At 60.3% G+C, this 22,548-nt stretch carries 18 protein-coding genes; 12 read left to right on the top strand and 6 right to left on the bottom strand.

The window, feature by feature from the left end:
• Positions 1-177: 177 nt before the first annotated feature.
• Positions 178-1,065 (bottom strand): 3-dehydrocarnitine:acetyl-CoA trimethylamine transferase CdhC, encoded by an 888-nt coding sequence (gene cdhC / locus AC1DXW_RS04585; RefSeq protein WP_008048151.1) that lies wholly within the window; start codon positions 1,063-1,065, stop codon positions 178-180.
• 95 nt (positions 1,066-1,160) lie between these two features.
• The gene (locus AC1DXW_RS04580) at positions 1,161-2,105 is read right to left on the bottom strand and encodes a choline ABC transporter substrate-binding protein (RefSeq protein WP_116261445.1); all 945 of its coding nucleotides are present in this window, start codon (positions 2,103-2,105) and stop codon (positions 1,161-1,163) included.
• A 224-nt stretch (positions 2,106-2,329) separates the two neighbouring features.
• Between AC1DXW_RS04580 and AC1DXW_RS04575 the strand changes: the two genes are divergently transcribed.
• Positions 2,330-3,274 (top strand): GlxA family transcriptional regulator, encoded by a 945-nt coding sequence (locus AC1DXW_RS04575; protein WP_477759794.1) that lies wholly within the window; start codon positions 2,330-2,332, stop codon positions 3,272-3,274.
• Positions 3,275-3,286: 12 nt separating this feature from the next.
• Here AC1DXW_RS04575 and AC1DXW_RS04570 read toward each other — a convergent pair whose 3' ends face one another.
• From AC1DXW_RS04570 to AC1DXW_RS04555, 4 genes are all read right to left on the bottom strand, one after another.
• Positions 3,287-3,703 (bottom strand): DUF3010 family protein, encoded by a 417-nt coding sequence (locus AC1DXW_RS04570; RefSeq protein WP_429522175.1) that lies wholly within the window; start codon positions 3,701-3,703, stop codon positions 3,287-3,289.
• Between the two features lie 33 nt (positions 3,704-3,736).
• On the bottom strand, positions 3,737-4,060 hold the full coding sequence (locus AC1DXW_RS04565; protein ID WP_477753309.1) for a helix-turn-helix domain-containing protein: 324 nt from the start codon (positions 4,058-4,060) through the stop codon (positions 3,737-3,739).
• Complete coding sequence (locus AC1DXW_RS04560) at positions 4,044-4,298, bottom strand: type II toxin-antitoxin system RelE family toxin (RefSeq protein WP_056726567.1); 255 nt, start codon at positions 4,296-4,298, stop codon at positions 4,044-4,046. Before AC1DXW_RS04560 ends, AC1DXW_RS04565 begins: the two co-directional genes overlap by 17 nt.
• A 213-nt stretch (positions 4,299-4,511) precedes the next feature.
• Entirely contained in the window at positions 4,512-4,913 is a 402-nt protein-coding gene (locus AC1DXW_RS04555; protein WP_477753310.1) for a lysozyme inhibitor LprI family protein, read from the bottom strand.
• A 223-nt stretch (positions 4,914-5,136) separates the two neighbouring features.
• Between AC1DXW_RS04555 and AC1DXW_RS04550 the strand changes: the two genes are divergently transcribed.
• The 11 genes from AC1DXW_RS04550 (at position 5,137) to AC1DXW_RS04500 (ending at position 22,511) form a co-directional block, all read left to right on the top strand.
• Positions 5,137-6,114: a dipeptidase gene (locus tag AC1DXW_RS04550; RefSeq protein ID WP_032829497.1), complete on the top strand. Its 978-nt coding sequence runs from the start codon at positions 5,137-5,139 to the stop codon at positions 6,112-6,114.
• A 78-nt stretch (positions 6,115-6,192) separates the two neighbouring features.
• On the top strand, positions 6,193-6,723 hold the full coding sequence (locus AC1DXW_RS04545) for a DUF5943 domain-containing protein (RefSeq protein ID WP_007975505.1): 531 nt from the start codon (positions 6,193-6,195) through the stop codon (positions 6,721-6,723).
• 15 nt (positions 6,724-6,738) lie between these two features.
• The gene (dgcA, locus tag AC1DXW_RS04540) at positions 6,739-8,799 is read left to right on the top strand and encodes a dimethylglycine demethylation protein DgcA (protein ID WP_477759793.1); all 2,061 of its coding nucleotides are present in this window, start codon (positions 6,739-6,741) and stop codon (positions 8,797-8,799) included.
• Positions 8,800-8,982: 183 nt separating this feature from the next.
• Positions 8,983-10,932: a dimethylglycine demethylation protein DgcB gene (gene dgcB, locus AC1DXW_RS04535; protein ID WP_477753312.1), complete on the top strand. Its 1,950-nt coding sequence runs from the start codon at positions 8,983-8,985 to the stop codon at positions 10,930-10,932.
• Positions 10,932-12,152 (top strand): electron transfer flavoprotein subunit alpha, encoded by a 1,221-nt coding sequence (etfA, locus tag AC1DXW_RS04530; protein WP_477753313.1) that lies wholly within the window; start codon positions 10,932-10,934, stop codon positions 12,150-12,152. Before dgcB ends, etfA begins: the two co-directional genes overlap by 1 nt.
• Before the next feature lie 15 nt (positions 12,153-12,167).
• On the top strand, positions 12,168-12,938 hold the full coding sequence (etfB, locus tag AC1DXW_RS04525) for an electron transfer flavoprotein subunit beta (RefSeq protein WP_108216968.1): 771 nt from the start codon (positions 12,168-12,170) through the stop codon (positions 12,936-12,938).
• A 20-nt stretch (positions 12,939-12,958) separates the two neighbouring features.
• Positions 12,959-13,525 carry an N-acetyltransferase family protein gene (locus AC1DXW_RS04520; protein ID WP_477753314.1) on the top strand — a complete coding sequence of 189 codons (567 nt, stop codon included), beginning with the start codon at positions 12,959-12,961 and terminating at the stop codon, positions 13,523-13,525.
• 158 nt (positions 13,526-13,683) lie between these two features.
• The gene (locus tag AC1DXW_RS04515) at positions 13,684-14,805 is read left to right on the top strand and encodes a retropepsin-like aspartic protease (RefSeq protein ID WP_477753325.1); all 1,122 of its coding nucleotides are present in this window, start codon (positions 13,684-13,686) and stop codon (positions 14,803-14,805) included.
• Between the two features lie 975 nt (positions 14,806-15,780).
• Positions 15,781-19,233: a GMC family oxidoreductase N-terminal domain-containing protein gene (locus AC1DXW_RS04510; RefSeq protein ID WP_477753315.1), complete on the top strand. Its 3,453-nt coding sequence runs from the start codon at positions 15,781-15,783 to the stop codon at positions 19,231-19,233.
• 133 nt (positions 19,234-19,366) lie between these two features.
• Positions 19,367-21,235: a c-type cytochrome gene (locus AC1DXW_RS04505; protein WP_477753316.1), complete on the top strand. Its 1,869-nt coding sequence runs from the start codon at positions 19,367-19,369 to the stop codon at positions 21,233-21,235.
• A gap of 25 nt (positions 21,236-21,260) precedes the next feature.
• A complete protein-coding gene (locus tag AC1DXW_RS04500) occupies positions 21,261-22,511 on the top strand; it encodes a metallophosphoesterase family protein (RefSeq protein WP_477753317.1) in 1,251 nt (416 codons plus the stop codon).
• Positions 22,512-22,548: the final 37 nt, after the last annotated feature.

The raw sequence follows: 22,548 nt of genomic DNA, 5'->3' as shown, positions 1-22,548 counted from the left end.
GCCCGCGTCCTGACCCCGGCTGAAGGCCGGGCAAAAATGGGCCTGACCAAGCGCGGTTGATCCCAAACACAAAACCTGTAGGAGCTGCCGCAGGCTGCGATCTTTTGATCTTGCTTGTAAAAAACAAGGTCAAAAGATCGCAGCCTGCGGCAGCTCCTACAGGTTTTGTGTTTGGGATCAACCGCGCTTGGTCAGGCCCATTTTTGCCCGGCCTTCAGCCGGGGTCAGGACGCGGGCACCGAGGCGGCTGAGGATTTCGCCTGCGCGCTCGACCAGTTGGCCGTTGGTCGCCAGCACGCCCTTGTCCAGCCACAGGTTGTCTTCCAGCCCGACCCGTACGTTGCCGCCGAGCAACACCGCTTGCGCCGCCATCGGCATCTGCATGCGGCCGATACCGAAGCCAGCCCAGACCGCGTCGGCCGGCAGGTTGTCGACCATGGCTTTCATGGTGGTGGTGTCCGCTGGCGCGCCCCAAGGGATACCCAGGCAGAGTTGGAACAGCGGGTTGTCGAGCAGGCCTTCCTTGATCATCTGCTTGGCGAACCACAGATGACCGGTGTCGAAAATTTCCAGCTCGGCTTTAACGCCCAGCTCTTGAATGCGTTTGGCACCGGCACGCAGCTGGGCCGGGGTGGACACGTAAATGGTGTCGCCGTCGCCGAAGTTCAGGGTGCCGCAGTCGAGGGTACAGATTTCCGGCAGCAGTTCTTCGACATGGGCCAGGCGGGTCAACGGGCCGACCAGGTCGGTGTTCGGGCCGAATTCCATCGGATTCTCGCCGGCACCGATCTCCAGGTCGCCGCCCATGCCAGCGGTGAGGTTGACGATGATGTCCACGTCCGCCTCGCGGATGCGCTCCATCACTTCGCGGTACAGCGCCACGTCACGGCTGAACTTGCCGGTTTGCGGGTCACGCACATGGCAGTGAACCACGGTGGCGCCGGCCTTGGCGGCTTCCACGGCAGCAGCGGCGATTTGTTTCGGGGTGACCGGCACGTGTGGGCTCTTGGCGGTCGTGTCGCCAGCACCGGTGAGTGCGCAGGTGATGATGACGTCGTGGTTCATGAGGCAGTTCCTTACAGGCGAGTTTTTGGTTTTGGCCAGGCGTGGTGGTCCCGTTCGCAGCCCGTTGGAGCTGCGAGTCGGTGGTTCGTTCGGGTTTATTTACTGGTCAGTTGCAGGTTTTCAGCGGCCGGTTTGCCATCGAAGGTGGTGACGCCTTCAAGCCAGCGCTTTTTGTCCTGCGGGTGATCCTTGATCCATTGTTTGGCCGACTCGAAAGCGTCCTTGTGATCCAGCAGCGGCTGCATCATCCGGCTCTCGTCTTCGGCGGTGAACGTCAGGTTGCTCAGCAGGCGACCGATGTTCGGGCATTGTTCGGCGTATGTCGGTGCAGTGACGGTCCACACCGTGGCCTTGCCTTCGTCCGGCCCAAGGGCGTTTTCACTGCCGGTGAGGTAGGTCATTTTCACGTTGACGTTCATCGGGTGCGGCGCCCAGCCGAAGAACACCACGGCTTCGTTGCGACGTACGGCGCGATCCACGGCGGCGAGCATGCCGGCTTCGCTGGACTCGACCAGCTGGAACTTGCCGAGGCCAAACTGATTCTTGGAGATCATCGCCTTGATCTGGGTGTTGGCGCCCGAGCCAGGCTCGATGCCGTAGATCTTGCCGCCCAGTTCTTTTTCGAACTTGGCGATGTCAGCGAAAGTTTTCAGGCCCTTGTCGGCGAGGTAGGTCGGCACGGCGAGGGTCGCGCGGGCATCCTGCAGGCTTGGCGCTTCAAGCACCTTGACCTGTTTGGCGTCGACGAACGGGGTGATGGTCTGGGTCATCAGCGGGTTCCAGTAGCCGAGGAACAGGTCCAGACGCTGGTCGCGGATCCCGGCAAAAATGATTTGCTGGGAGGCGCTGGTTTGTTTGGTGCTGTAGCCGAGGCCATCGAGCAATACCTGGGTCATGGCACTGGTGGCGATCACGTCGGTCCAGTTCACTACACCCATGCGCACGTTCTGGCACGCGGCGGGTTCGGCGGCCATGACACTGGCGCTCAGCAAAGCGGTACCACTGAGTGCAAGAACACAGCTGCTGATCAGTCGTTTCATCTCAGGTTCCTCGGCAGTTCGTTTATTGTGAGTTCCGGTGTCTGATGCGCCGGTGATGCCAAGTTACGCAGCAAAGCACCGATGAAAGCGCACTGCGGCGACCAGCTCTTGCACTGCAGCGACCTGTGCTCTTGAATGCCGCTCGCAAGTGGCGTATCAACTTCCCTACGCTGCCCGCCCTCTCGTTACCTGGCCTCCTGTTACCTGCTAAGCGAGTGCGCTCCATGTCCCAGGATTTCTACTTCTTGTTGATGCCGGGTTTCTCGGCCATCGGATTTATCTCGGCCATCGAGCCGTTGCGGGTTGCCAATCGCTTTCGTGGCGAGTTGTACCGCTGGCATGTGCTGAGCGCCGATGGTGGGGCTGTGCTGGCCAGTAACGGCATGTCGGTCAACGCCGACGCGGCGCTGGAACCGTTGAAAAAAGGCGCGACGCTGTTGGTGGTCGCCGGGTTCGAGCCCCTGAAGTTCACCACCCCGGCGCTGGAACACTGGCTGCGCCGCCTGGACCACGAAGGCGTGACCCTGGGCGCCATCGACACCGGCAGCTTCATCCTCGCCGAGGCGGGGCTGCTCGACGGCCATCGCCTGACCCTGCACTGGGAAGCCATCGACGCCTTCAAGGAATCTTATCCACAGCTCAGCGTCACCCAGGAGCTGTTCGAGATCGATCGCCGGCGCATCACCTCCGCCGGCGGCACCGCTTCCATCGATCTGATGCTGGATCTGATCGCCCAGGCCCACGGCCCCGATCTGGCGATCCAGGTCAGTGAGCAATTCGTGCTAGGCCGCATCCGCCCGCGCAAAGACCACCAGCGCATGGAAGTCGCCACGCGCTATGGCATCAGCAACAAGAAGCTGGTGCATGTGATTGGCGAGATGGAGCAGCACAGCGAACCGCCGCTGAGCACGCTGGAACTGGCGGAATCGATCAAGGTGACGCGGCGGCAGCTGGAGCGCCTGTTTCGCCTGCATCTGAATGACACACCGAGCAATTTCTACTTGCGGTTACGGTTGGAAAAAGCGCGGCAGTTGCTCCGTCAGACCGACATGAGCGTGCTGGAAGTGAGCATTGCCTGCGGGTTTGAGTCGCCGTCGTATTTCACCCGCAGTTATCGGGCGAAGTATGAGCGGTGCCCGCGGGAGGATCGACGCACCGCCAAGGCATAAAGATCTTTTATTTTATTTTTTCACCAACGCCGAACACGCCGCTTTGTAAGCCTCATGCTGATACTTGTTCAGCGTTCCCGGCAGTTCGAAGTTGTGCTTCTTGGCCTGGGCATTGATGGTCTGCGGCGACAGCAAGGTCACCTCGCAATTTTCCAGCAACTGAAAAACCCCTTCGATCTTGAACGTCGTCGGCCCGCCAGCGAACTCGCCTTTCTTGCTGCGCTTCTTGATCGCGATGCGGTCGATGGAATTCTCGCGGACAAACGAAGCGACCTGAGCGGCGAACACTTTGACGTTGGCGGCTTCGTCGTCATCGTCCAAGGCAATTTTCTTGGTGGCGAGCGCGACATGGCCCAGCGCCTGACCGTCCAGCGTGGCCACGGCGATGATCGCTTCGCTGCCTTTGATTTCGATGCCGCAGACTTTCATGTTCAATCCCATTAGTGACAGAGGGTGTGCAGCTTACAGCTCAAGCTGGCTGGCGGTGATGCCAAACGCCAAAGCGATTTTTTCGCGAGTGGCTTTACGGGGTCTGGCGACTGTTTCCTGTTGGGCAAAGGCAGGCTGGGTTATGCCCATGCGTTTGGCCACTTCATCCTGGGTAAGGTTCAAGTGTTCGCGCCAGGCGCGGATAGGGGTAGCGCCATCGACGATACGGCTCACCACCTCATGGGGGATCAAGTCGGGCTCGATTTTCTGCGCCACGTATTGTGCATAGGGAATGACCACGAAGGCTGGATTGCCTTCGGCGTCGTTGATGATTTGAATGTCAGTAGGTGCGTTCATCGCGTTTTTTGACCTCTTGAATACTGACCACTTTGATCGCGCCATCCCAATCAAACATGACCCGGTAATTACCGACACGCAGCCGATAAGCGTAGTCATGACCGACCAGTGCTTTGACATTGCCTGCCTCAGGCATGCCAGCGAGCGCCGTGATGGCATCACGAACCTGAATCTGGTGAACGGAATGCAATCTCAAGAGTTGCTTAACGGCCTTTCGAGTCCAGTGAATGCTGTTCATGGAAGAATATAAGTCTTTTATAAGATTTGCGAATCTTTGCTTATATTTTTATGGTTGGCCATCAACAACATTTGTCGGCATGTTGCGTGACAAGTCCGCAGAACAGCGGCTTTGGACGGAAGCTGTAGGTCAGATCAGAGTGCGTTGTGGGAAAAGGTTTTTTTGGCGATTGAAAGCTGGTGGTAGTGCCAGCTTTCAGTGAGACATTCAGGACTATTCCTGCCCAATCGACTCCAAAAACTCCGACCGCTCGTCGCTCATCCGCGCCACGCAATCGTTCTGGGCAATGGTGAACGCCTTGCTGCCAGCGGTGGCCGGGAAGGCTTCGACGGCGCAATCTGCGTCGCGGGTCTTCAGCCATTGCTGTTGGGCGGCTTTGATCTTGGCGGCGATGTCGGCCAGTTGCGACGGGTTTTTGCCGTACTGCGACTGCATGCGGTCGTTCAGGCCCTGGAGGTTTTCCTTGAGCAGGTCTTCGGCGGTGGTTTTGCTGAAGGCCGAGCACTCGAGGGTCTGGACGTCGTTTTCAACTTTGTCGCACGGGTTGTCGTCGGCCACCTCGGCTGCGTGTACGCCGGTCGCAATCAGTGCCAAAGCCAGAAGGATGGATTTCATTCAGGTCGCCGCTCTATTCCAGTGATGCGGCGAATTCTGGCCCAAGCCGAGGGCCTTGAACAGGTCGGTGATAGTGCCTGGCGACGACCCTTTGTCGTGGATTGACGCTTTCGGCAATTCCCCTGTCGTTTTTGCACCCGGCTGCTTGGGCACCGAGGCATATGCTGGCCCAAAGCGCCGGCAGACGATTCGGCGCATGAATCGCTAATAAGGGGACAGCCTGATGAGCCCAGCCGAATTGCACGCCGACAGCATCGTTATCGACGGGCTGATTATTGCCAAGTGGAACCGTGAACTGTTCGAAGACATGCGCAAGGGCGGTCTGACCGCGGCCAACTGCACCGTGTCGGTGTGGGAGGGCTTCCAGGCCACCGTCAACAACATCGCCGCGAGCCAGAAGCTGATCCGCGAGAACAGCGACCTGGTGATTCCGGTCCGCACCACCGCCGACATCCGTAAAGCCAAGGAGCAGGGCAAGACCGGCATCCTTTTCGGCTTCCAGAATGCCCACGCCTTTGAAGACCAGATCGGCTATGTCGAAGTCTTCAAGCAGCTGGGCGTCGGTATCGTGCAGATGTGCTACAACACCCAGAACCTGGTGGGCACCGGTTGCTACGAGCGTGACGGCGGCCTGTCGGGCTTCGGTCGTGAAATCGTCGCCGAGATGAACCGGGTTGGCGTGATGTGCGACCTGTCCCACGTCGGTTCCAAGACTTCCGAAGAAGTCATCCTCGAATCGAAGAAGCCGGTCTGCTACTCCCACTGCCTGCCGTCGGGGCTCAAGGAGCACCCGCGCAACAAGTCCGATGAAGAACTCAAGTTCATTGCCGACCACGGCGGCTTTGTCGGCGTGACCATGTTCGCGCCGTTCCTGGCCAAGGGCATCGATTCGACCATCGACGACTACGCCGAAGCCATCGAATACGTGATGAACATCGTCGGCGAAGACGCCATCGGCATCGGCACCGACTTCACCCAGGGCCATGGCCAGGACTTCTTCGAATACCTGACCCACGACAAGGGCTACGCCCGCCGCCTGACCAGCTTCGGCAAGATCATCAATCCGCTGGGCATCCGCACCGTGGGCGAGTTCCCGAACCTGACCGAGACCCTGCTCAAGCGCGGCCACTCCGAGCGCGTGGTGCGCAAGATCATGGGTGAGAACTGGGTGAATGTCCTCAAGGACGTTTGGGGCGAATAAGCCACCGCATCTCTGAATCCTTTCCCGCTGCCGTCCGTGCAGCGGGCAACACAACGAATTTTCTGGAGTTAAGTTTCCATGGCCAAGATCGCCCCGCAATTGCCAATCGAAGTCGACAGCGAAACCGGTGTCTGGACCTCCGACGCCCTGCCGATGCTGTACGTGCCACGCCATTTCTTCGTCAACAACCACATGGGCATCGAGGAAGTGCTGGGCGCTGAAGCCTACGCCGAAATCCTCTACAAGGCCGGCTACAAGTCTGCCTGGCACTGGTGTGAAAAAGAAGCCGAATGCCACGGCCTGGAAGGCGTCGCGGTGTTCGAACACTACATGAAGCGCCTGTCGCAGCGCGGCTGGGGCCTGTTCAAGATCCAGGACATCGACCTCGACAAAGGCACCGCCAGCGTCAAGCTCGAACACTCGGCATTCGTCTACGTGTACGGCAAGGTCGGGCGTAAGGTCGACTACATGTTCACTGGCTGGTTTGCAGGCGCGATGGACCAGATCCTCGCCGCTCGCGGCAGCAAGATCCGTACCGTGGCCGAGCAAGTCTACGGTGGCTCCGAAGAGGGCCACGAAGACGGCTTGTTCATCGTCAAGCCGTTGTAAGTCGAGGAACCCGCCATGGCTTTCGAAGCAATGTTCCAGCCGATCCAGATCGGCAAACTGACCATCCGTAACCGCGTGCTCAGCACCGCGCACGCCGAGGTTTATGCTACCGACGGCGGCATGACCACCGACCGGTACGTCAAGTATTACGAAGAGAAAGCCAAGGGCGGGATCGGCCTGGCGATTTGCGGTGGCTCCTCCAGCGTGGCCATCGACAGCCCGCAAGGCTGGTGGAAGTCGGTGAACCTGGCGGATGACCGGATCATTCCGCACTTCCAGAACCTGGCCGATGCCATGCACAAGCATGGCGCGAAGATCATGATCCAGATTACCCACATGGGCCGTCGTTCCCGTTGGGACGGCGAACACTGGCCAACCCTGCTGTCGCCGTCGGGCATCCGTGAGCCGGTGCACCGTGCGACCTGCAAGACCATCGAGCCGGAAGAAATCTGGCGGGTGATCGGCAACTACGCCACGGCAGCGGCGCGGGCCAAGGCCGGTGGCCTGGACGGCGTCGAATTGTCCGCCGTGCACCAGCACATGATCGACCAGTTCTGGAGCCCTCGGGTCAACAAGCGTACCGACGAATGGGGCGGCAGCTTCGAGAACCGCATGCGTTTCGGCCTGGAAGTGATCAAGGCTGTGCGCAAGGAAGTCGGTCCGGATTTCTGCGTCGGCATCCGTCTGTGCGGTGATGAATTCCACCCGGATGGCTTGTCCCATGAGGACATGAAGCAGATCGCCAAGTACTACGACGACACCGGCATGATCGATTTTATTGGTGTCGTGGGTTCAGGGTGCGACACCCACAACACCCTGGCCAACGTTATCCCCAACATGAGTTATCCACCGGAGCCGTTCCTGCATCTGGCGGCCGGTATCAAGGAAGTGGTCAAGGCACCTGTACTGCACGCGCAGAACATCAAGGACCCGAACCAGGCGACCCGTATTCTGGAGGGTGGCTACGTCGACATGGTCGGCATGACCCGCGCCCATATCGCCGACCCGCACCTGATCGCCAAGATCAAGATGGGCCAGGTCGACCAGATCAAGCAGTGCGTCGGCGCCAACTACTGTATCGACCGTCAGTACCAGGGCCTGGACGTGTTGTGCATCCAGAACGCCGCGACCTCCCGTGAATACATGGGCGTGCCGCACATCATCGAGAAAACCACCGGTGTCAAACGCAAGGTGGTGGTAGTCGGTGCCGGCCCAGCCGGGATGGAAGCCGCTCGCGTGTCGGCCGAACGTGGCCACGACGTGACCCTGTTCGAAAAGAAAGAATTTATCGGTGGGCAGATCACTACCGCGTCGAAAGCTCCACAACGGGACCAGATCGCCGGTATCACTCGCTGGTTCCAGCTGGAACTGGCGCGTTTGAAAGTCGACCTGCGCCTGGGCGTGGCGGCGGATGCGGCGACCATTCTCGACCTGCGTCCGGACGTGGTGGTGCTCGCTGTCGGCGGTCATCCATTCCTGGAACAGAACGAACATTGGGGCGCGGCTGAAGGCCTGGTGGTCAGCAGCTGGGACATCCTCGACGGCAAGGTTGCGCCGGGCAAGAACGTGCTGGTCTACGACACCATTTGCGAGTTCACCGGGATGTCGACGGCCGACTTCCTCGCCGACAAGGGCAGCCAGGTCGAGATCGTCACCGACGACATCAAGCCGGGCGTGGCCATTGGCGGTACGTCGTTCCCGACTTACTACCGCAGCATGTACCCGAAAGAAGTGATCATGACCGGCGACATGATGCTGGAGAAGGTCTACCGCGAAGGCGACAAGCTGGTGGCGGTGCTGGAAAACGAATACACCGGCGCCAAAGAGGAGCGGGTGGTGGACCAGGTCGTCGTCGAAAACGGCGTGCGTCCGGACGAAGAAATCTACTACGCCATGAAGGAAGGCTCGCGCAACAAAGGCCAGATGGACATCGAAGCCTTGTTTGCGATCAAGCCGCAACCTTCGCTGAGCACCACGGGTGACGGCTACTTGCTGTTCCGTATCGGCGACTGCGTAGCCCAGCGCAACACCCACGCGGCGATCTATGACGCGCTGCGGTTGTGCAAGGATTTCTAAGAGCTTGCACATAACCCTTGTAGGAGCGAGCTTGCTCGCGATGGACGTGAACGATGACGCGGGGAGTCTGACTTAGCGCGGCGTTCTCAGGTTTTTCGCGAGCAAGCTCGCTCCTACAAGGAATCGGGCAAGGCATCCAGGTAGTTTGGCCTGCAAGACCCTGCGGTCTTTGGGAGCTTCACCATGTTGAACACCCTTCTTCCAATCCTGTTGTTCGCCGCCCTTGGCCTTGGTGTCCTGGGCGCGTTGCGGCGGGTGGCCATGTGGCGCCGGGGCCGGGCTTCGAAAGTCGACCTGATCGGCGGCCTGTTCGCCATGCCCAAGCGCTACATGGTCGACTTGCACCATGTGGTAGCGCGGGACAAATACATTGCCAACACCCACGTCGCCACGGCGGGCGGTGCGGTAGCGTCCATCGTGCTGGCGATTCTGGTGCACGGTTTCGGCCTGCATAACCGCTTCCTCGGCTATGCGCTGCTGCTGATGACAGCGGTGATGTTCGTCGGCGCGATCTTTGTTTACCTGCGTCGACGCAATCCGCCGTCGCGTCTGTCGAAAGGCCCGTGGATGCGCCTGCCGAAAAGCCTGCTGGCGTTCTCGGCTTCATTCTTCCTGTTGACCCTGCCGGTGGCCGGGATCCTTCCGGAAAACTTCGGTGGCTGGCTGTTGGCAGCGACTCTCGGAGTTGGCGTGCTGTGGGGCGTGTCGGAACTGTTCTTCGGCATGACCTGGGGCGGGCCGATGAAACACGCCTTTGCCGGTGCCTTGCACCTGGCCTGGCACCGTCGCGCCGAACGCTTCGGCGGTGGCCGTTCCACGGGGCTGAAACCGCTCGACCTGAATGACCCAACTGCGCCACTGGGCGTGGAAAAACCCAAGGATTTCACCTGGAACCAGTTGCTCGGCTTCGACGCTTGCGTGCAGTGCGGTAAATGCGAAGCGGCATGCCCGGCGTTCGCCGCCGGCCAGCCACTGAACCCGAAAAAACTGATTCAGGACATGGTCGTCGGCCTGGCCGGTGGCACCGATGCCAAGTTCGCCGGCAGTCCGTATCCGGGCAAGGCCATCGGTGAGCACGCGGGCAATCCGCATCAACCGATCGTCAACGGTCTGGTGGACGCCGAAACCCTGTGGTCGTGCACCACCTGCCGTGCCTGTGTCGAGGAATGCCCGATGATGATCGAGCACGTCGATGCCATCGTCGACATGCGTCGCCATCTGACCCTGGAAAAAGGCGCAACCCCGAACAAGGGCGCCGAAGTCCTGGAAAACCTGATCGCCACTGACAACCCGGGCGGTTTCGCGCCGGGCGGGCGGATGAACTGGGCGGCAGATTTGAACCTCAATCTGCTCAGCGAAAAGAAATCCACCGACGTGCTGTTCTGGGTCGGCGACGGCGCCTTCGACATGCGTAACCAGCGCACCCTGCGCGCGTTCGTCAAAGTGCTCAAGGCGGCGAAAATCGACTTCGCCGTGCTCGGCCTCGAAGAGCGCGACAGCGGTGACGTGGCCCGGCGCCTGGGCGACGAAGCGACCTTCCAGCTGTTGGCCAAACGCAACATCCAGACCCTGGCCAAATACAGTTTCAACCGCATCGTCACCTGTGATCCGCACAGCTTCCACGTGCTGAAAAACGAGTACGGTGCCTTCGATGGCAACTACCTGGTGCAGCACCACAGCACCTACATGGCGGAAATCATCGATGCTGGCGCGCTCAATCTCGGTCAGCACAAAGGCGACAGCGTGACCTACCACGACCCGTGCTACCTCGGCCGCTACAACGGCGAGTACGAGGCGCCGCGTCAGGTGTTGCGCGCCCTCGGGATCGAAGTGAAAGAGATGCAACGTTCCGGCTTCCGTTCGCGCTGCTGCGGCGGTGGTGGCGGCGCGCCGATCACCGACATTCCCGGCAAGCAACGTATTCCCGACATGCGCATGGACGATATCCGCGAAACCGGCGCCGAACTGGTGGCCGTGGGTTGTCCACAGTGCACTGCGATGCTCGAAGGCGTGGTCGAACCGCGTCCAATGATCAAGGACATCGCCGAACTGGTAGCCGATGCGTTGCTCGAAGACGCAACGCCGGGAAAGCCTTCGGCACCGGCCAAACGTGAACCTGCGGAGGTGCATTAATGAGCGACATTATCCGCCGCGACCCACGCGCCGAATGGATCGCCCGCAACCGCTTGCACCCGCTGCACGCGGCCATGCAACCGGCGCAACACAGCTGGATGGGGCCTAACGGTCTCATCCGCAAGAATCCTCACGGGATCGGTTTTATCGGCCCCAACGGCATCAAACGAATCGACCGCAGCGGCGCTCAGCAGGGCGGGGCGACCAAACGCTCGGCCGCAGTTGAAGTGCAATTGCCGCTGCATCAAGTGCCTGCACCCGCGTTCTACATCAGCGTGGTGCCGGACATGGTCGGCGGTCGCTTGAGCAGCCACGACCGCGACTTGCTCGGCCTGGCTCATCAGTTGGCCGGCAAGGACGGCGCGGTATTGGCCGTGGTCTTCGGTGAGCACAAGGAAAACGCCTTCGCTACGGCTGGCGTGGATCGCTTGCTAGTGCTTGAGGGCGACGAATTCAACGGTTATGCACCGGAACAACGGGTCCAGGGCCTGCGGGCTGTGGATAACCAGTTCAGCCCGCGTCACTGGTTGCTGCCGGACAGCCGCAGTGGCGGTGGCGAACTCGGTCGACGTTTCGCCGCGGCACTGGGCGAGCGCCCGGCCACGCGGGTCTGGCAGGTCAAGGATCAGGAGTGCATCGGCCGCGCCGGTGCGGGCCTGCAAGACCTTGCCCGTCCGCTGGCGCGCTTGATTCTGGCGGCTGCCGAGTGCGCCGAACCGGTCAGCGAAACCCGTCACGAAGCCTTGCCGGTGGAGTTATCCACAACCGTCGCCCGCAGTCTCTCGCGCATCGAGGATCTGGGGGCGGTGGCGGTGGATCCAGCGGCAATCCCCATGGCTGAAGCAGAGTTCATTTTCTCCGGTGGCAACGGGGTCAAGGACTGGGGACTTTTCCACAGGACCGCCGAAGCCCTCGGCGCGACCGAAGGCGCCTCGCGGGTGGCGGTGGACGACGGCTTCATGGCCCGCGATCGTCAGGTCGGGGCATCCGGCACCTGGGTCACCGCACGAGTCTATGTGGCGGTGGGGATTTCCGGGGCGATCCAGCACCTGCAAGGCATCGGTGCCTGCGACAAGGTGGTGGCGATCAACCTCGACCCTGGCTGCGACATGATCAAGCGTGCCGACCTCTCGGTGATCGGTGAGAGCGCGGAGATTCTTCAAGCCTTGATCGAGGCGGTAGAGGCTTATCGCAACGACGCCAAGCGCGATGCGGCTTAAGGGAAGGAAAGGGTTATGAGCACGAAAATCATCAGCCTGGTGTCCATCGGCGCCCACCCGACGTCCGGTCGGCCACGTCGCGCGGAACAGGATGCGCGGGCGGTAGAACTGGGCCTGCAACTGGCTGGGGATAACCTGCAAGTGCTGCATGCCGGCGACATCGCCGAGCCTGCGTTGCGCGCTTACCTGGGCATGGGGCTGGAGCAACTGCATGTGTTGGAGCAGCCGCAAGGCGCCGATGCGCTACCGGCGCTGACCGAGTATCTGCGTGATGCAGGTGCTCAGGTGGTGTTGACCGGCAGCCAGGCGGAAACCGGCGAAGGCTCGGGCATGTTGCCGTTCCTGCTGGCCGAAAGCCTGGGCTGGCCGCTGGTGGTGGGGCTGGCGCAGGTCGAGTCCATCGACGGCGGTTCGGCGCTGGTGCTGCAGGCCTTGCCGCGCGGTCAACGTCGGCGGCTGAAGGTGCGCCTGCCGTTTCTGGCAACGGTGGATAACGCCGCGCCCAAGCCTCGCCAGAGCGCTTACGGCCCGGCCCGACGCGGTGTGCTGCAAGCGCAGGAAGTTGAAGTCATCGATGATCAATTGCTCGCGGTCGCCAGCCTGCAACCGGCCAAGCCACGGCCCAAGCGCCTGAAGGTAATCAAGGCCAAGAGCGGCGCCGATCGTATGAAAGCCGCAACGGCGAAAGCCAGTGGCGGTGGCGGACAAGTGCTCAAAGGCGTTACGGCGCAAGCTGGGGCTGAGGCGATACTCAAGTTGTTGATTGAAGAAGGCGTGGTCCGCTAGCGGTCCGTTGGGGGAAATAAATGGCTGTTGAGTTTCGTTCGGCCCTGCGCAGCGATGCGCGGGAGATTGCCCGGTTGTTCCAGATTTCATCGGAGGGCGCCGCAGATTACATCTGGAGCCAGATGGCAGCACCCGGCCAGGACCTGCTGGATGTCGGCGCCACCCGCTATGCCCGCGATGATGTGGACTTTTCCTATCAGAATTGTCTGATCGCCGAGGCACAAGGGGAAGTCGTCGGCATGCTGCACAGCTACGTGATGCGCCATGATCCGTCGGCGGCTCCTGTGACCGACCCGGTGTTGGCGCCCTACGCCACGATGGAAATCCCCGACACCCTCTATATTTCCAGCCTGGCGCTGCATGAAGGCTGGCGGAACCAGGGGTTGGGCAAGCAATTCCTCGCCTACGCCTACGACCGGGCCAACCGGCTAGGGCTCAATGGCCTGAGCCTGATCGACTACGCCGCGAATACCGGCGCCCGGCGTTTTTATGAGCGTCACGGTTTCCGTATCGTCGACACCTGCCAGATCACGCCGCATCCGATGATTCGGGTTACCGGTGAAGCCTATCTGATGTATCGGCCCTAGGGCCCGGTCCTGTTCGTTGAACTACATTTTCACTGTGCGCTGTGCAGGGTGCGGCAGGGTGTTACGGAGTTTTCAGCGCTTGATCATAAAACCCGGTTTTTATGAGTGGGTTGCCCATGAAGCCTGTAAAGCTCTGCGTGTTGCTGCTTGGATGGGGCATGGCCGTGTCGACGGGGCCGATGGCCGCTACGCGACCTGAGCCCGAACCGGACTTCGATCAGTGGCTGCAGTCCGCGCAGGGACAGAACGCCTCCCTGGCGCAAATGCGCCAGCACTGTGACAGGGTGCTGGATGCACAAAAGAACCTCGGTTGTTCAGTGTCTGTCATCGCCCGGATGTTCGAAGCCAAAGCGGCCAACCAGTTGCCGGATTATGTTCTGGCGGTCAAGCGCAAACACGCCCGTGCCATCGAGGCCAGTCAGGAGCTGAACGCGTTGTTTTCCATGTTCGGCAACCAGTCCCTCTCGATCTTGAGAGGGACCGGCGAGTTCTCGGTGAAAGGATCCGGGCAACGCGAAGTGTTGAAGATTCATCCGTATGCCAGTGACTCTTTCATTGCCAGCGAGGTGCTGCCTTTCATCGATGTCGACGCGGCCAATGGTCATTCGGCGCGTTTCGTACTCGATACCGGCGCCCCGCAAACACGGGTCAATGTCGAGACCGCCAGGCTGATGGAGATCCGGCTGTTGCCCGACGCCCACTACGCCTACAGCACTTTTTATGGCGAGAGCGACCTGTCCGCCGGGCTGGGGATTCTTGACTCGATAAAGGTGGGAGGCAGCGAGTTCAGGAATGTGCTGGTGTTTGTCAGCGACCGGGACAATTTGTTGGGGCTGGACCTGATCAGCAAGTTGGGACGCCTGAAAATCACCCGCAGAACCCTGGAACTGAACCCGGTGCCTGCCGCGCGCTGTGAATCGTCGATTGTGTATACCCGCATGGACATCAATCAACGCTTGACCATCGCCGCACGCCTGGATAATCGGGTTACCCGGGCCATCGTCGACACCGGCAATGTCGATTACCTGACGTCGGCCTCGCCGGGCAACTCCCCCGTTGATTCTGCCGACAAGCCACGCTATCAGACCTTCAAGGGCCTGCTGAATCTGTCAGGCCATAGCATGCCCATTACCTACAAGTACTACCCGCGCTTCACCATCCCGCCGTCATGGGTGCTTGGTCGGTACGTGCCGTCGATTTTGCTCGGCTGGCGTGCCTTCAATGACTTTGAGTTGAATCTGGATATCGAGTCGGGGCGCTCGTGTTTCAACAAGGGTTGATGCGTTTTACCCACAATCCCTGTTAGCGCCACTGTGGATAACCTGTTTGCCCATCGCTGCAGCCCGTGAAAACCGGGCGATACAGCCACAAGATCAAAAAATAACCAGCCTAAGCTATGGTTTTTCATGGCTTTTTCAGGGAATAAGGACGCGTGAGCGCTGCGACTTGCCCCCAATCTCTGTTGGCGTTTCTGTGGATAAGATGTTCGCTTACCGCTGCAGGCCTTATGAAACGTGACTTTCATGAGTTTGATCAAAAAACGACCAATCCGCTGTCTTTTACAGTTGAAGCGCTGGCAAGTGCAGATATTTCGTGGCTTTCAGAGGTTTTCCACAGAAGTCGGGAAGTTGCCCCCAAAGTCTGTTGGCGCTTCTGTGGATAAGGTGTTTGTCATCCGCCACAGGCCATGTAGAACGTGGTGTCTGTGCTGTTGATTAAAAAATGACCTGCTGCCGCAGAAAACTCCGATTTTGAATAAGTCACGGATTTTCTTCGTTTTCTGTGGAGAAAGTTTCCAGCACTTCCATAGTTGTCCCCATTTGCTGTGGGTGGCTATGTGGATAACTTGTTCGCCAAACCCTGCAAGCCCCGCCGGCTATAGTGCGCAACGCGATAGCTCAGATTTCATACAGTTCTAGGGCAATACCTTGACTTCATTCTGTCGCCTGTCTTCACTCCAATGGCACCAAGGACAGCCGTCACTTATCCACATCAGGTTCAGGGAGAACACATGATGGATAGCCAGTCCCATCGCTCGTCCCCCATTCCCTGCGCGTTCCGCGCTTTGCTGACGACGCCGTTGCCGCGCAAACGCACGCTGCGTCGTACCGCCAACCAGCGCGCTCGCCTATAGCGCCTGAATCCTGCCCAAACCGCTGCGCCGCCGCCGGGTTCGCCCGCAGGCTTGGTGCCCGTTCGTCCATTGATTGCAGGCAACCGTAGAGTTGCCCAATTCGCCTGAGAGGAACCTACTCATGACACGGATTGCAACGCCCATCAGCGAGATCAAGGAACACTACGACGTGATCGTCATCGGTTCCGGTTACGGCGGCGGCATTGCCGCGTCGCGCCTGTCCCGGGCCGGTAAACGGGTGTGCCTGCTGGAGCGCGGTCGGGAAATCCGCCCCGGCGAGTACCCCAACACCATGCTCGCCGCCACTGAAGAGCTGCAGGTGCACGATCCGGACGGCCACATCGGTTCACGCACCGGGCTGTTCGACCTGCACGTCAATGCCCAACAGAACGTGGTGGTGGGCTGCGGCCTCGGCGGAACGTCGCTGATCAACGCCAACGTCTCCCTGGAGCCGGAGCCCGGGGTGTTTGACGACCCGCGCTGGCCGCTGGAAGTGCGCGAACACCGTGACACCCTGCTCAAGGACGGTTACGCCCGCGCCCGGGAAATGCTCAAGCCCAATCCCTATCCGGACACTGCGCCGAACCTGCCCAAACTTGACGCCAACAAAAAATCCGCGGATTACCTCAAGCAGGGTGCACTTTTCTACAAGCCACCGATCAACGTGACCTTCGACAAACTGCCGAACAACACCAACCACGTCGGCGTCGAGCAGCTGCCGTGCAACCACTGCGGCGACTGCGTTTCGGGCTGTAACAACAAGGCCAAGAACACCACGCTGATGAATTACCTGCCGGACGCCTGGAACCACGGTGCGGAGATTTTCTGTCAAGCCCAAGTGCGGTATCTGGAGCGCGATGGCGATGGCTGGATCGTGCACTTCCAGTACCTGGAGAGCGGTCGCGAAAAGTTTTGCGCACCGACCCTGTTCGTCAAAGCCGACATCGTCGTGGTCTCTGCCGGCACGCTTGGCTCCACCGAAATCCTCCTGCGCTCTCGCGACAAAGGCCTGGCAATGTCTGGCCAGCTTGGCGAGAACATGAGCGGCAACGGCGACATTCTCGGCTTCGGCCACAACTGCGAACAGAGCATCAACGGTATCGGTTTCGGCGCGCATCCGGCCAAGGAACTGCACCCGGTCGGTCCTTGCATTACCTCGATCATCGACATGCGTACCGAAGGCGATTGGCGCAGCCGCATGGTCATCGAAGAAGGTTCGATCCCTGGCGCCCTCGGCCGGCCGATGGTGCCGAGCATGGCCGGATTCGCCGAGTTGCTTGGCGTACCGAGCGACGACACGTTCAGCGCCAAGGTGAAGTACAAGGAACGCGAAGTCGAGAGCTTCCTGCGTGGCCCGTACTACGGCGCGCTGCACAACATGCAGACCTACCTGATCATGAGTCACGACAGCGGCAATGGACGCATGCTGCTCGACAGCAAGGACCAGCTGCGTATCGACTGGCCGGGTGTCGGCGAGCAGGAAAACGTCAAACTCGGCAACCAACGGCTGCACCAGAGCACCAAGGCGCTGGGCGGGATCTGGGTGGAAAATCCGATCTGGACCCAGTTGCTCAAGCACAGCATCGTCTCGGTACACCCGTTGGGCGGTTGCGTGATGGGCGAGGACGCGGCGCAAGGCGTGGTCAACCACAAGGGGCAGGTGTTCAGTGGTGCCAGCGGCAGCGATGTGTACGCCTCGTTGTATGTGACCGACGGTGCGGTGATCCCGACGTCGCTGGCGGTCAACCCGCTGCTGACCATCTCGGCGGTGAGCGAGCGCAATATGGGTCTGCTGGCGGCTGATCGCGGCTGGCACATCGACTACAGACTGCCGTCGGCGCCGCGTAAACCGTCGGTGCCGCAGACCCTCGGTGTGCAGTTCACCGAAACCATGAAGGGCTATTTCTCCCGGGCTTTCACCGCTGCACAAAGCACCGACCTGAAAGTCTATGAAGCCGCGGCCAAGCGTGGCGAAGCGGACAATTCACCGATCGACTTCACCCTGACCATCACCGCCGCCGACCTCAACCGTATGATCAAGGAGCCGGAGCACGCCGCAACCCTGGTCGGCACGGTTAACGCGCTGGCGTTGTCGCCTGAGCCGCTGACCGCCAGCAATGGTGTGTTCAACCTGTTCGAGCAGTATCAGCAACAGGTCGGCGTGCGCCACATGAACTACGACATGAAGCTGACCGCCGAGGACGGCAGTGATTATTTCTTCAGCGCCTTCAAAACCGTGCCGGAAGACAATGGCGTGCTGAACATCTGGCACGACACCAGCACTCTCTACATCACGCTGTATCGCGGGCCGGACAAGAGTGGCGAGGTGATCGGCTCCGGGGTGATGCACATCCACCCGACCGATTTCGCCAAACAGATGACCACCATGAAGGTGCTCAACGCCCGCAACGAGCGCGAGCGCATCGACGGTTTGGCACGTTTCGGCAAGTTCTTCGCCGGCATCCTCTGGGAAAGCTATGGCGGGGTGTTCGCCGGTGACATCTACTTCAACCCCGATGCACCGCCGCGGCAGAAACGGCCGCTGGATGCGCCGCCACCGAGTGTGCATTTCTTCTCCACCGAGGATGGCGTCGAACTAAGGCTGACCCGCTATCAGGGCGGCACAAAAGGCCCGGTGATGCTGGTGCATGGCTTGGGGGTGGGCTCGAATATTTTCTCCACCGACACGATCCAGACCAACCTGCTGGAATACCTGTGCAAGCATGACTACGACGTCTGGTTGCTGGATTTGCGGGTGAGCATTCTGCTACCAGCGAGCAAACAGGAATGGAACGGCGACCAGATCGCCCAATACGATTTCAAGGCGGCCATCGCTCAGATCCAACAGGAAACCAAGGCTAACGATGTGCAGTGCGTGGTGCATTGCTACGGCGCGACGACTTTCTTCATGTCGCTGCTGGCCGGGCTGCAAGGGGTGCGCTCGGTGGTCTGCTCGCAAATTGCCGCCGACACCGTGGTCGCCACTGCGACAGGGTTGAAGGCCGGGCTGCACCTGCCGGGGATGCTCGACGCGGTCGGCGTCAAATCACTCACGGCCTACGCCGACAGTAAGGAGAACTGGTTCAACAAGCTTTACGACAAAGCCCTCAACGGCTATGCGCGGATCGAAGCCCAGGGTTACTGCACCAACCCGGTGTGCCACCGCATCACCTTCATGTACGCCTCGCTGTACCGCCACGACACCCTCAATGAAACCCTGCACGACAACCTGCACGAGCTGTTCGGTGAGTCGAACATGCACACCTTCGAGCATCTGGCGCTGATCGTGCGTAAGGGGCATCTAGTGGACTTCAAGGGGCATGACGTGTACATGCCGCACTTTGAGCGCTTGAGCATGCCAATCTGCTTCATCAGCGGCGCCGACAACCAATGCTACCTGCCGGAAAGCACGCTCAAGACCTACGAGCGGGTGTGCAAGGCCCACGGGCCGGAGCGCTACAGCCGGCATGTGGTGCCGGGCTACGGCCACATCGACTGCATGTTCGGCAAGAACGCGGTGGTGGATGTGTATCCGATCATCCTGCAACACCTGGAAAAAACCGCCCTCGGCTGACGCAACCGCGTAGGAGCTGCCGAAGGCTGCGATCTTTTGATCTTGATCTTTTAAAGGCAAAAGATCGCAGCCTTCGGCAGCTCCTACAAGGGGGCGGTGTGGCGCTCGAAAAGGACAAAAGGAAAGGGATGCCATGGACAGTTACATCCGCTGGTTTCAACGCTTCATCTGGCTAGGCATTTTAATGAACATGGTGTTCGCAATCCCGGCGCTGTTTGCGCCGGCATTGCTGACCTCGATGCTCGGTATGCCGCCGCAACTCTCCGATCCGTGGCTGGAAAATGCCGGCATGCTGCTGGTGGGGATCAGCCTGTTCTACATGCCATCAGGCTTCAACGCACCGCGATATGTCGTGCATTCGTGGCTGTGCGTATTGTCGCGACTGGTCGCCGTGGCGTTCTGGATCTATCTGATCAATACGAGCAACCAGGCCCAGGTATTCGTGCCGATGCTGCTGGGCGATCTGAGCATGTCCCTGATCCTCGGGATTCTGCTGTGCCTGGGCAGCGCTCCGGCGAGTCGGCCGTGGGCCTTGCTGTGCGATGGCTGGCGGGCCTGGCGTGCTGGGTGGACGCAGCGCTGGCAACGGCACAGTTTCAAGGTGGGCACTTCGATTGTGGTTTTGTTGCTGGCGTTCATCGGTTACCAGACCTGGTACCAGATGCTGCGGGTGGTGCCGGCCGAGCAATACGCCTCCGACGAAGACCACTACAAGTACGCCGCCATCGGCCTCGGCATTGAGGCGCGGATCCCGTATTACCTGTTCGCCGTGCTGCCACAAATGTGCCCGGAAAAATTGCCGAAGCCTGGCGGCTACGAAGTGTTCGGTTTCCTCTACGAAAACGGCAAGGATCTGCCGATCGGCATGGCCAAACGACAAATCGGCTACCCGACCGTGGAGCCCAACTGCGCGCTGTGCCACACCGGCTCCTACCGCACCAATGCCAGCGACGTCGCCACTGCGGTGGCCAGTGCGCCGGCCAACACCCTGCAGCTGCAAGCCTTCCAGTGGTTCGCCTACGATTGCGCCAGCGACCCGAAATTCACCACCGACGCGGTGATGGCAGCGATCAACAGCAAGTTCCAGCTCGGTTTTTTCGAGCGATTGTACAACCGCTACCTGATCATCCCGATGGCCACGAACGCACTGATCAAGCAGAAACAGGCCTATGCCTGGCAACAACTGCGCGCACCGCAAGGACCGGGTCGCACCGACACCTTCAATCCGACGAAAATGGTGGTGTTCGGCTTCCCGGATGACTCGACCATCGGCACCGTCGACTTGCCACAAGTCTGGAACCAGAAACCCCGGGAGTCGCTGTACCTGCACTGGGACGGCAACAACAACGACATCCACGAACGCAACTATGCGGCGGCCATGGCCGTGGGCGCGACGCCGGAGTCGGTGCTGCCAACCAGTTTCAACCGGGTGACCAACTGGCTGCTGGGCCACAAGGCACCGGCCTGGCCGTTCGCGCTGGATCAGGCCAAGGTCGCCAGGGGCAAGCCGGTCTGGGAAAACAACTGCGCCGGTTGCCATGATTTCGGCCGCACCGACACCGGTCAGGTCACCACCAACATTGATGAACTGGGTACCGATCCCCATCGGCTGAATTCGTTCACCACGGGTCTGGTGACGGCCTTCCACGGCTTCAAGAAGTCGCCGTTCGATTTTGGCGCCTACCGCAAGACCCAGAGCTACAGCAACACGCCCACCGACGGCATCTGGTTGCGCGCGCCGTACTTGCACAACGGTTCGGTGCCGACACTGTGGGATCTGCTGCAACCACCGCAACTGCGGCCGCAGGTGTTCTTCACCGGCTCCGACATTTACGACCAGGACAAGGTTGGTTTCGTCACCAGTGGCGAGCAAATGAAAGCTTCGGCGGACTTCAAATACGACACCCGTCTGGAGGGCAACCACAACGGCGGCCACCTGTACGGCACGCAGCTGTCGGAACTCGATAAGCGGGCGCTCATTGAGTTCATGAAAACCTTGTGATTCCAATCGGATGGAGGAAGGCGATATGTCACTGGTCAATCATTTGGGAAATGAGTACGACAAGGTCAAAGTGCGGCTGCACGGGTTGCTCACGCGCGTGGAAATGGCCTGGATGAAGCTCGTCAGCGAGCTCGAACCCCAGGAGTTCGAAGCCATCATCGCGCTGCTCAAACGTGGCCACGATCAGGCGCAGTACGTGCTCAAGCATGGCGAGTTGCCGGACGATCAGCCGAGCGTGCCGTGGGAGTTGGCCCACGGCTTGTCTATCCTGCGCATCGGTAACGCCAGCCCCTTGCCGCAATCGGTGGATGAACTGCAAACCCGGGTGCTGAAGGACGGCAGTCTGCTCGGTTGCCGTAAATGGGAACTGCTCGATCTTTTATGGAGCGAGGCCCTGCTGAAGTGGATTGAAAACCTGCACCATCACGCACCGTTCGCCACGGACCCGGCACTGGTGAAAATGGGGCGCGACGTGACCCTGGCGATCGCCGGCGACTGGGGCACCGGGCCATTCGACAGCCATGCCCCGGCGGTGGCGGTGGCCAATCAGATGAAACTGGCCCGGGCCAATTTCACTATTCACCTGGGGGATGTGTATTACGCCGGCACCCGCTCCCAGGAAGACGTGGACATGGCCGGTTGGCCGATGGGCACGCAGGGCTCGTTCACGCTCAATTCCAACCACGAGATGTACAGCGGCGCCCACGGCTATTTCAAGGAACTGGCCAAGCGCTTTGCGGCGCAGCAGGGCACCAGCTATTTTGCGTTGTACAACGACGACTGGCTGGTGATCGGCCTCGACTCGGCGTATGCCTCGGACGCCATGAACCTGTACATGGATGGCACCCTGAACCAACCACAGATCGACTGGATGAAAAGCCTGCCGCAGCGCAAGAAAGTGATGGTGCTCAGTCATCACCAGGGCTTTGACATCTCAGGGCACAACAAGACCGCGCTGTATCAACCGGTGTGCGACGCCCTGGGGCGCGAGCCGGACTACTGGTATTGGGGGCATTTGCATAACGGCATCTGTTACGCCACCCAGGGCGGGTTGCATGCACGTTGCGCCGGGCATGGGGCGATCCCTTACGGCAACGCCAGTGAACTGAACGGGCATTCGCGGGTGTTGTGGTCGGAAACGCAGAATGCGCGGGATCCGGCCTATCCGGATCGGGTATTGAACGGGTATGTGAAGGTGCGGCTGGTGGGGGAGAACATCGAAGAGACGTTTATTGGCGAGAATGGGTCGGTGCGGTGGTCTTCGGCATTACAGTAATGGTGTGTTGCCCTTAAAAAGATCGCAGCCTGCGGCA

The organism is Pseudomonas sp. P4_C4, from assembly GCF_056402055.1.
This window is presented reverse-complemented; position numbering and strand designations above follow the sequence as displayed.

What these genes read in the sequence shown, in the direction of transcription:
- cdhC (WP_008048151.1), bottom strand. Translation starts at nt 1,065, where the DNA reads ATGAACCACGACGTCATCATCACCTGCGCACTCACCGGTGCTGGCGAC.
- AC1DXW_RS04580 (WP_116261445.1), bottom strand. Translation starts at nt 2,105, where the DNA reads ATGAAACGACTGATCAGCAGCTGTGTTCTTGCACTCAGTGGTACCGCT.
- AC1DXW_RS04575 (WP_477759794.1), top strand. Translation starts at nt 2,330, where the DNA reads ATGTCCCAGGATTTCTACTTCTTGTTGATGCCGGGTTTCTCGGCCATC.
- AC1DXW_RS04570 (WP_429522175.1), bottom strand. Translation starts at nt 3,703, where the DNA reads ATGAAAGTCTGCGGCATCGAAATCAAAGGCAGCGAAGCGATCATCGCC.
- AC1DXW_RS04565 (WP_477753309.1), bottom strand. Translation starts at nt 4,060, where the DNA reads ATGAACGCACCTACTGACATTCAAATCATCAACGACGCCGAAGGCAAT.
- AC1DXW_RS04560 (WP_056726567.1), bottom strand. Translation starts at nt 4,298, where the DNA reads ATGAACAGCATTCACTGGACTCGAAAGGCCGTTAAGCAACTCTTGAGA.
- AC1DXW_RS04555 (WP_477753310.1), bottom strand. Translation starts at nt 4,913, where the DNA reads ATGAAATCCATCCTTCTGGCTTTGGCACTGATTGCGACCGGCGTACAC.
- AC1DXW_RS04550 (WP_032829497.1), top strand. Translation starts at nt 5,137, where the DNA reads ATGAGCCCAGCCGAATTGCACGCCGACAGCATCGTTATCGACGGGCTG.
- AC1DXW_RS04545 (WP_007975505.1), top strand. Translation starts at nt 6,193, where the DNA reads ATGGCCAAGATCGCCCCGCAATTGCCAATCGAAGTCGACAGCGAAACC.
- dgcA (WP_477759793.1), top strand. Translation starts at nt 6,739, where the DNA reads ATGGCTTTCGAAGCAATGTTCCAGCCGATCCAGATCGGCAAACTGACC.
- dgcB (WP_477753312.1), top strand. Translation starts at nt 8,983, where the DNA reads ATGTTGAACACCCTTCTTCCAATCCTGTTGTTCGCCGCCCTTGGCCTT.
- etfA (WP_477753313.1), top strand. Translation starts at nt 10,932, where the DNA reads ATGAGCGACATTATCCGCCGCGACCCACGCGCCGAATGGATCGCCCGC.
- etfB (WP_108216968.1), top strand. Translation starts at nt 12,168, where the DNA reads ATGAGCACGAAAATCATCAGCCTGGTGTCCATCGGCGCCCACCCGACG.
- AC1DXW_RS04520 (WP_477753314.1), top strand. Translation starts at nt 12,959, where the DNA reads ATGGCTGTTGAGTTTCGTTCGGCCCTGCGCAGCGATGCGCGGGAGATT.
- AC1DXW_RS04515 (WP_477753325.1), top strand. Translation starts at nt 13,684, where the DNA reads ATGGCCGTGTCGACGGGGCCGATGGCCGCTACGCGACCTGAGCCCGAA.
- AC1DXW_RS04510 (WP_477753315.1), top strand. Translation starts at nt 15,781, where the DNA reads ATGACACGGATTGCAACGCCCATCAGCGAGATCAAGGAACACTACGAC.
- AC1DXW_RS04505 (WP_477753316.1), top strand. Translation starts at nt 19,367, where the DNA reads ATGGACAGTTACATCCGCTGGTTTCAACGCTTCATCTGGCTAGGCATT.
- AC1DXW_RS04500 (WP_477753317.1), top strand. Translation starts at nt 21,261, where the DNA reads ATGTCACTGGTCAATCATTTGGGAAATGAGTACGACAAGGTCAAAGTG.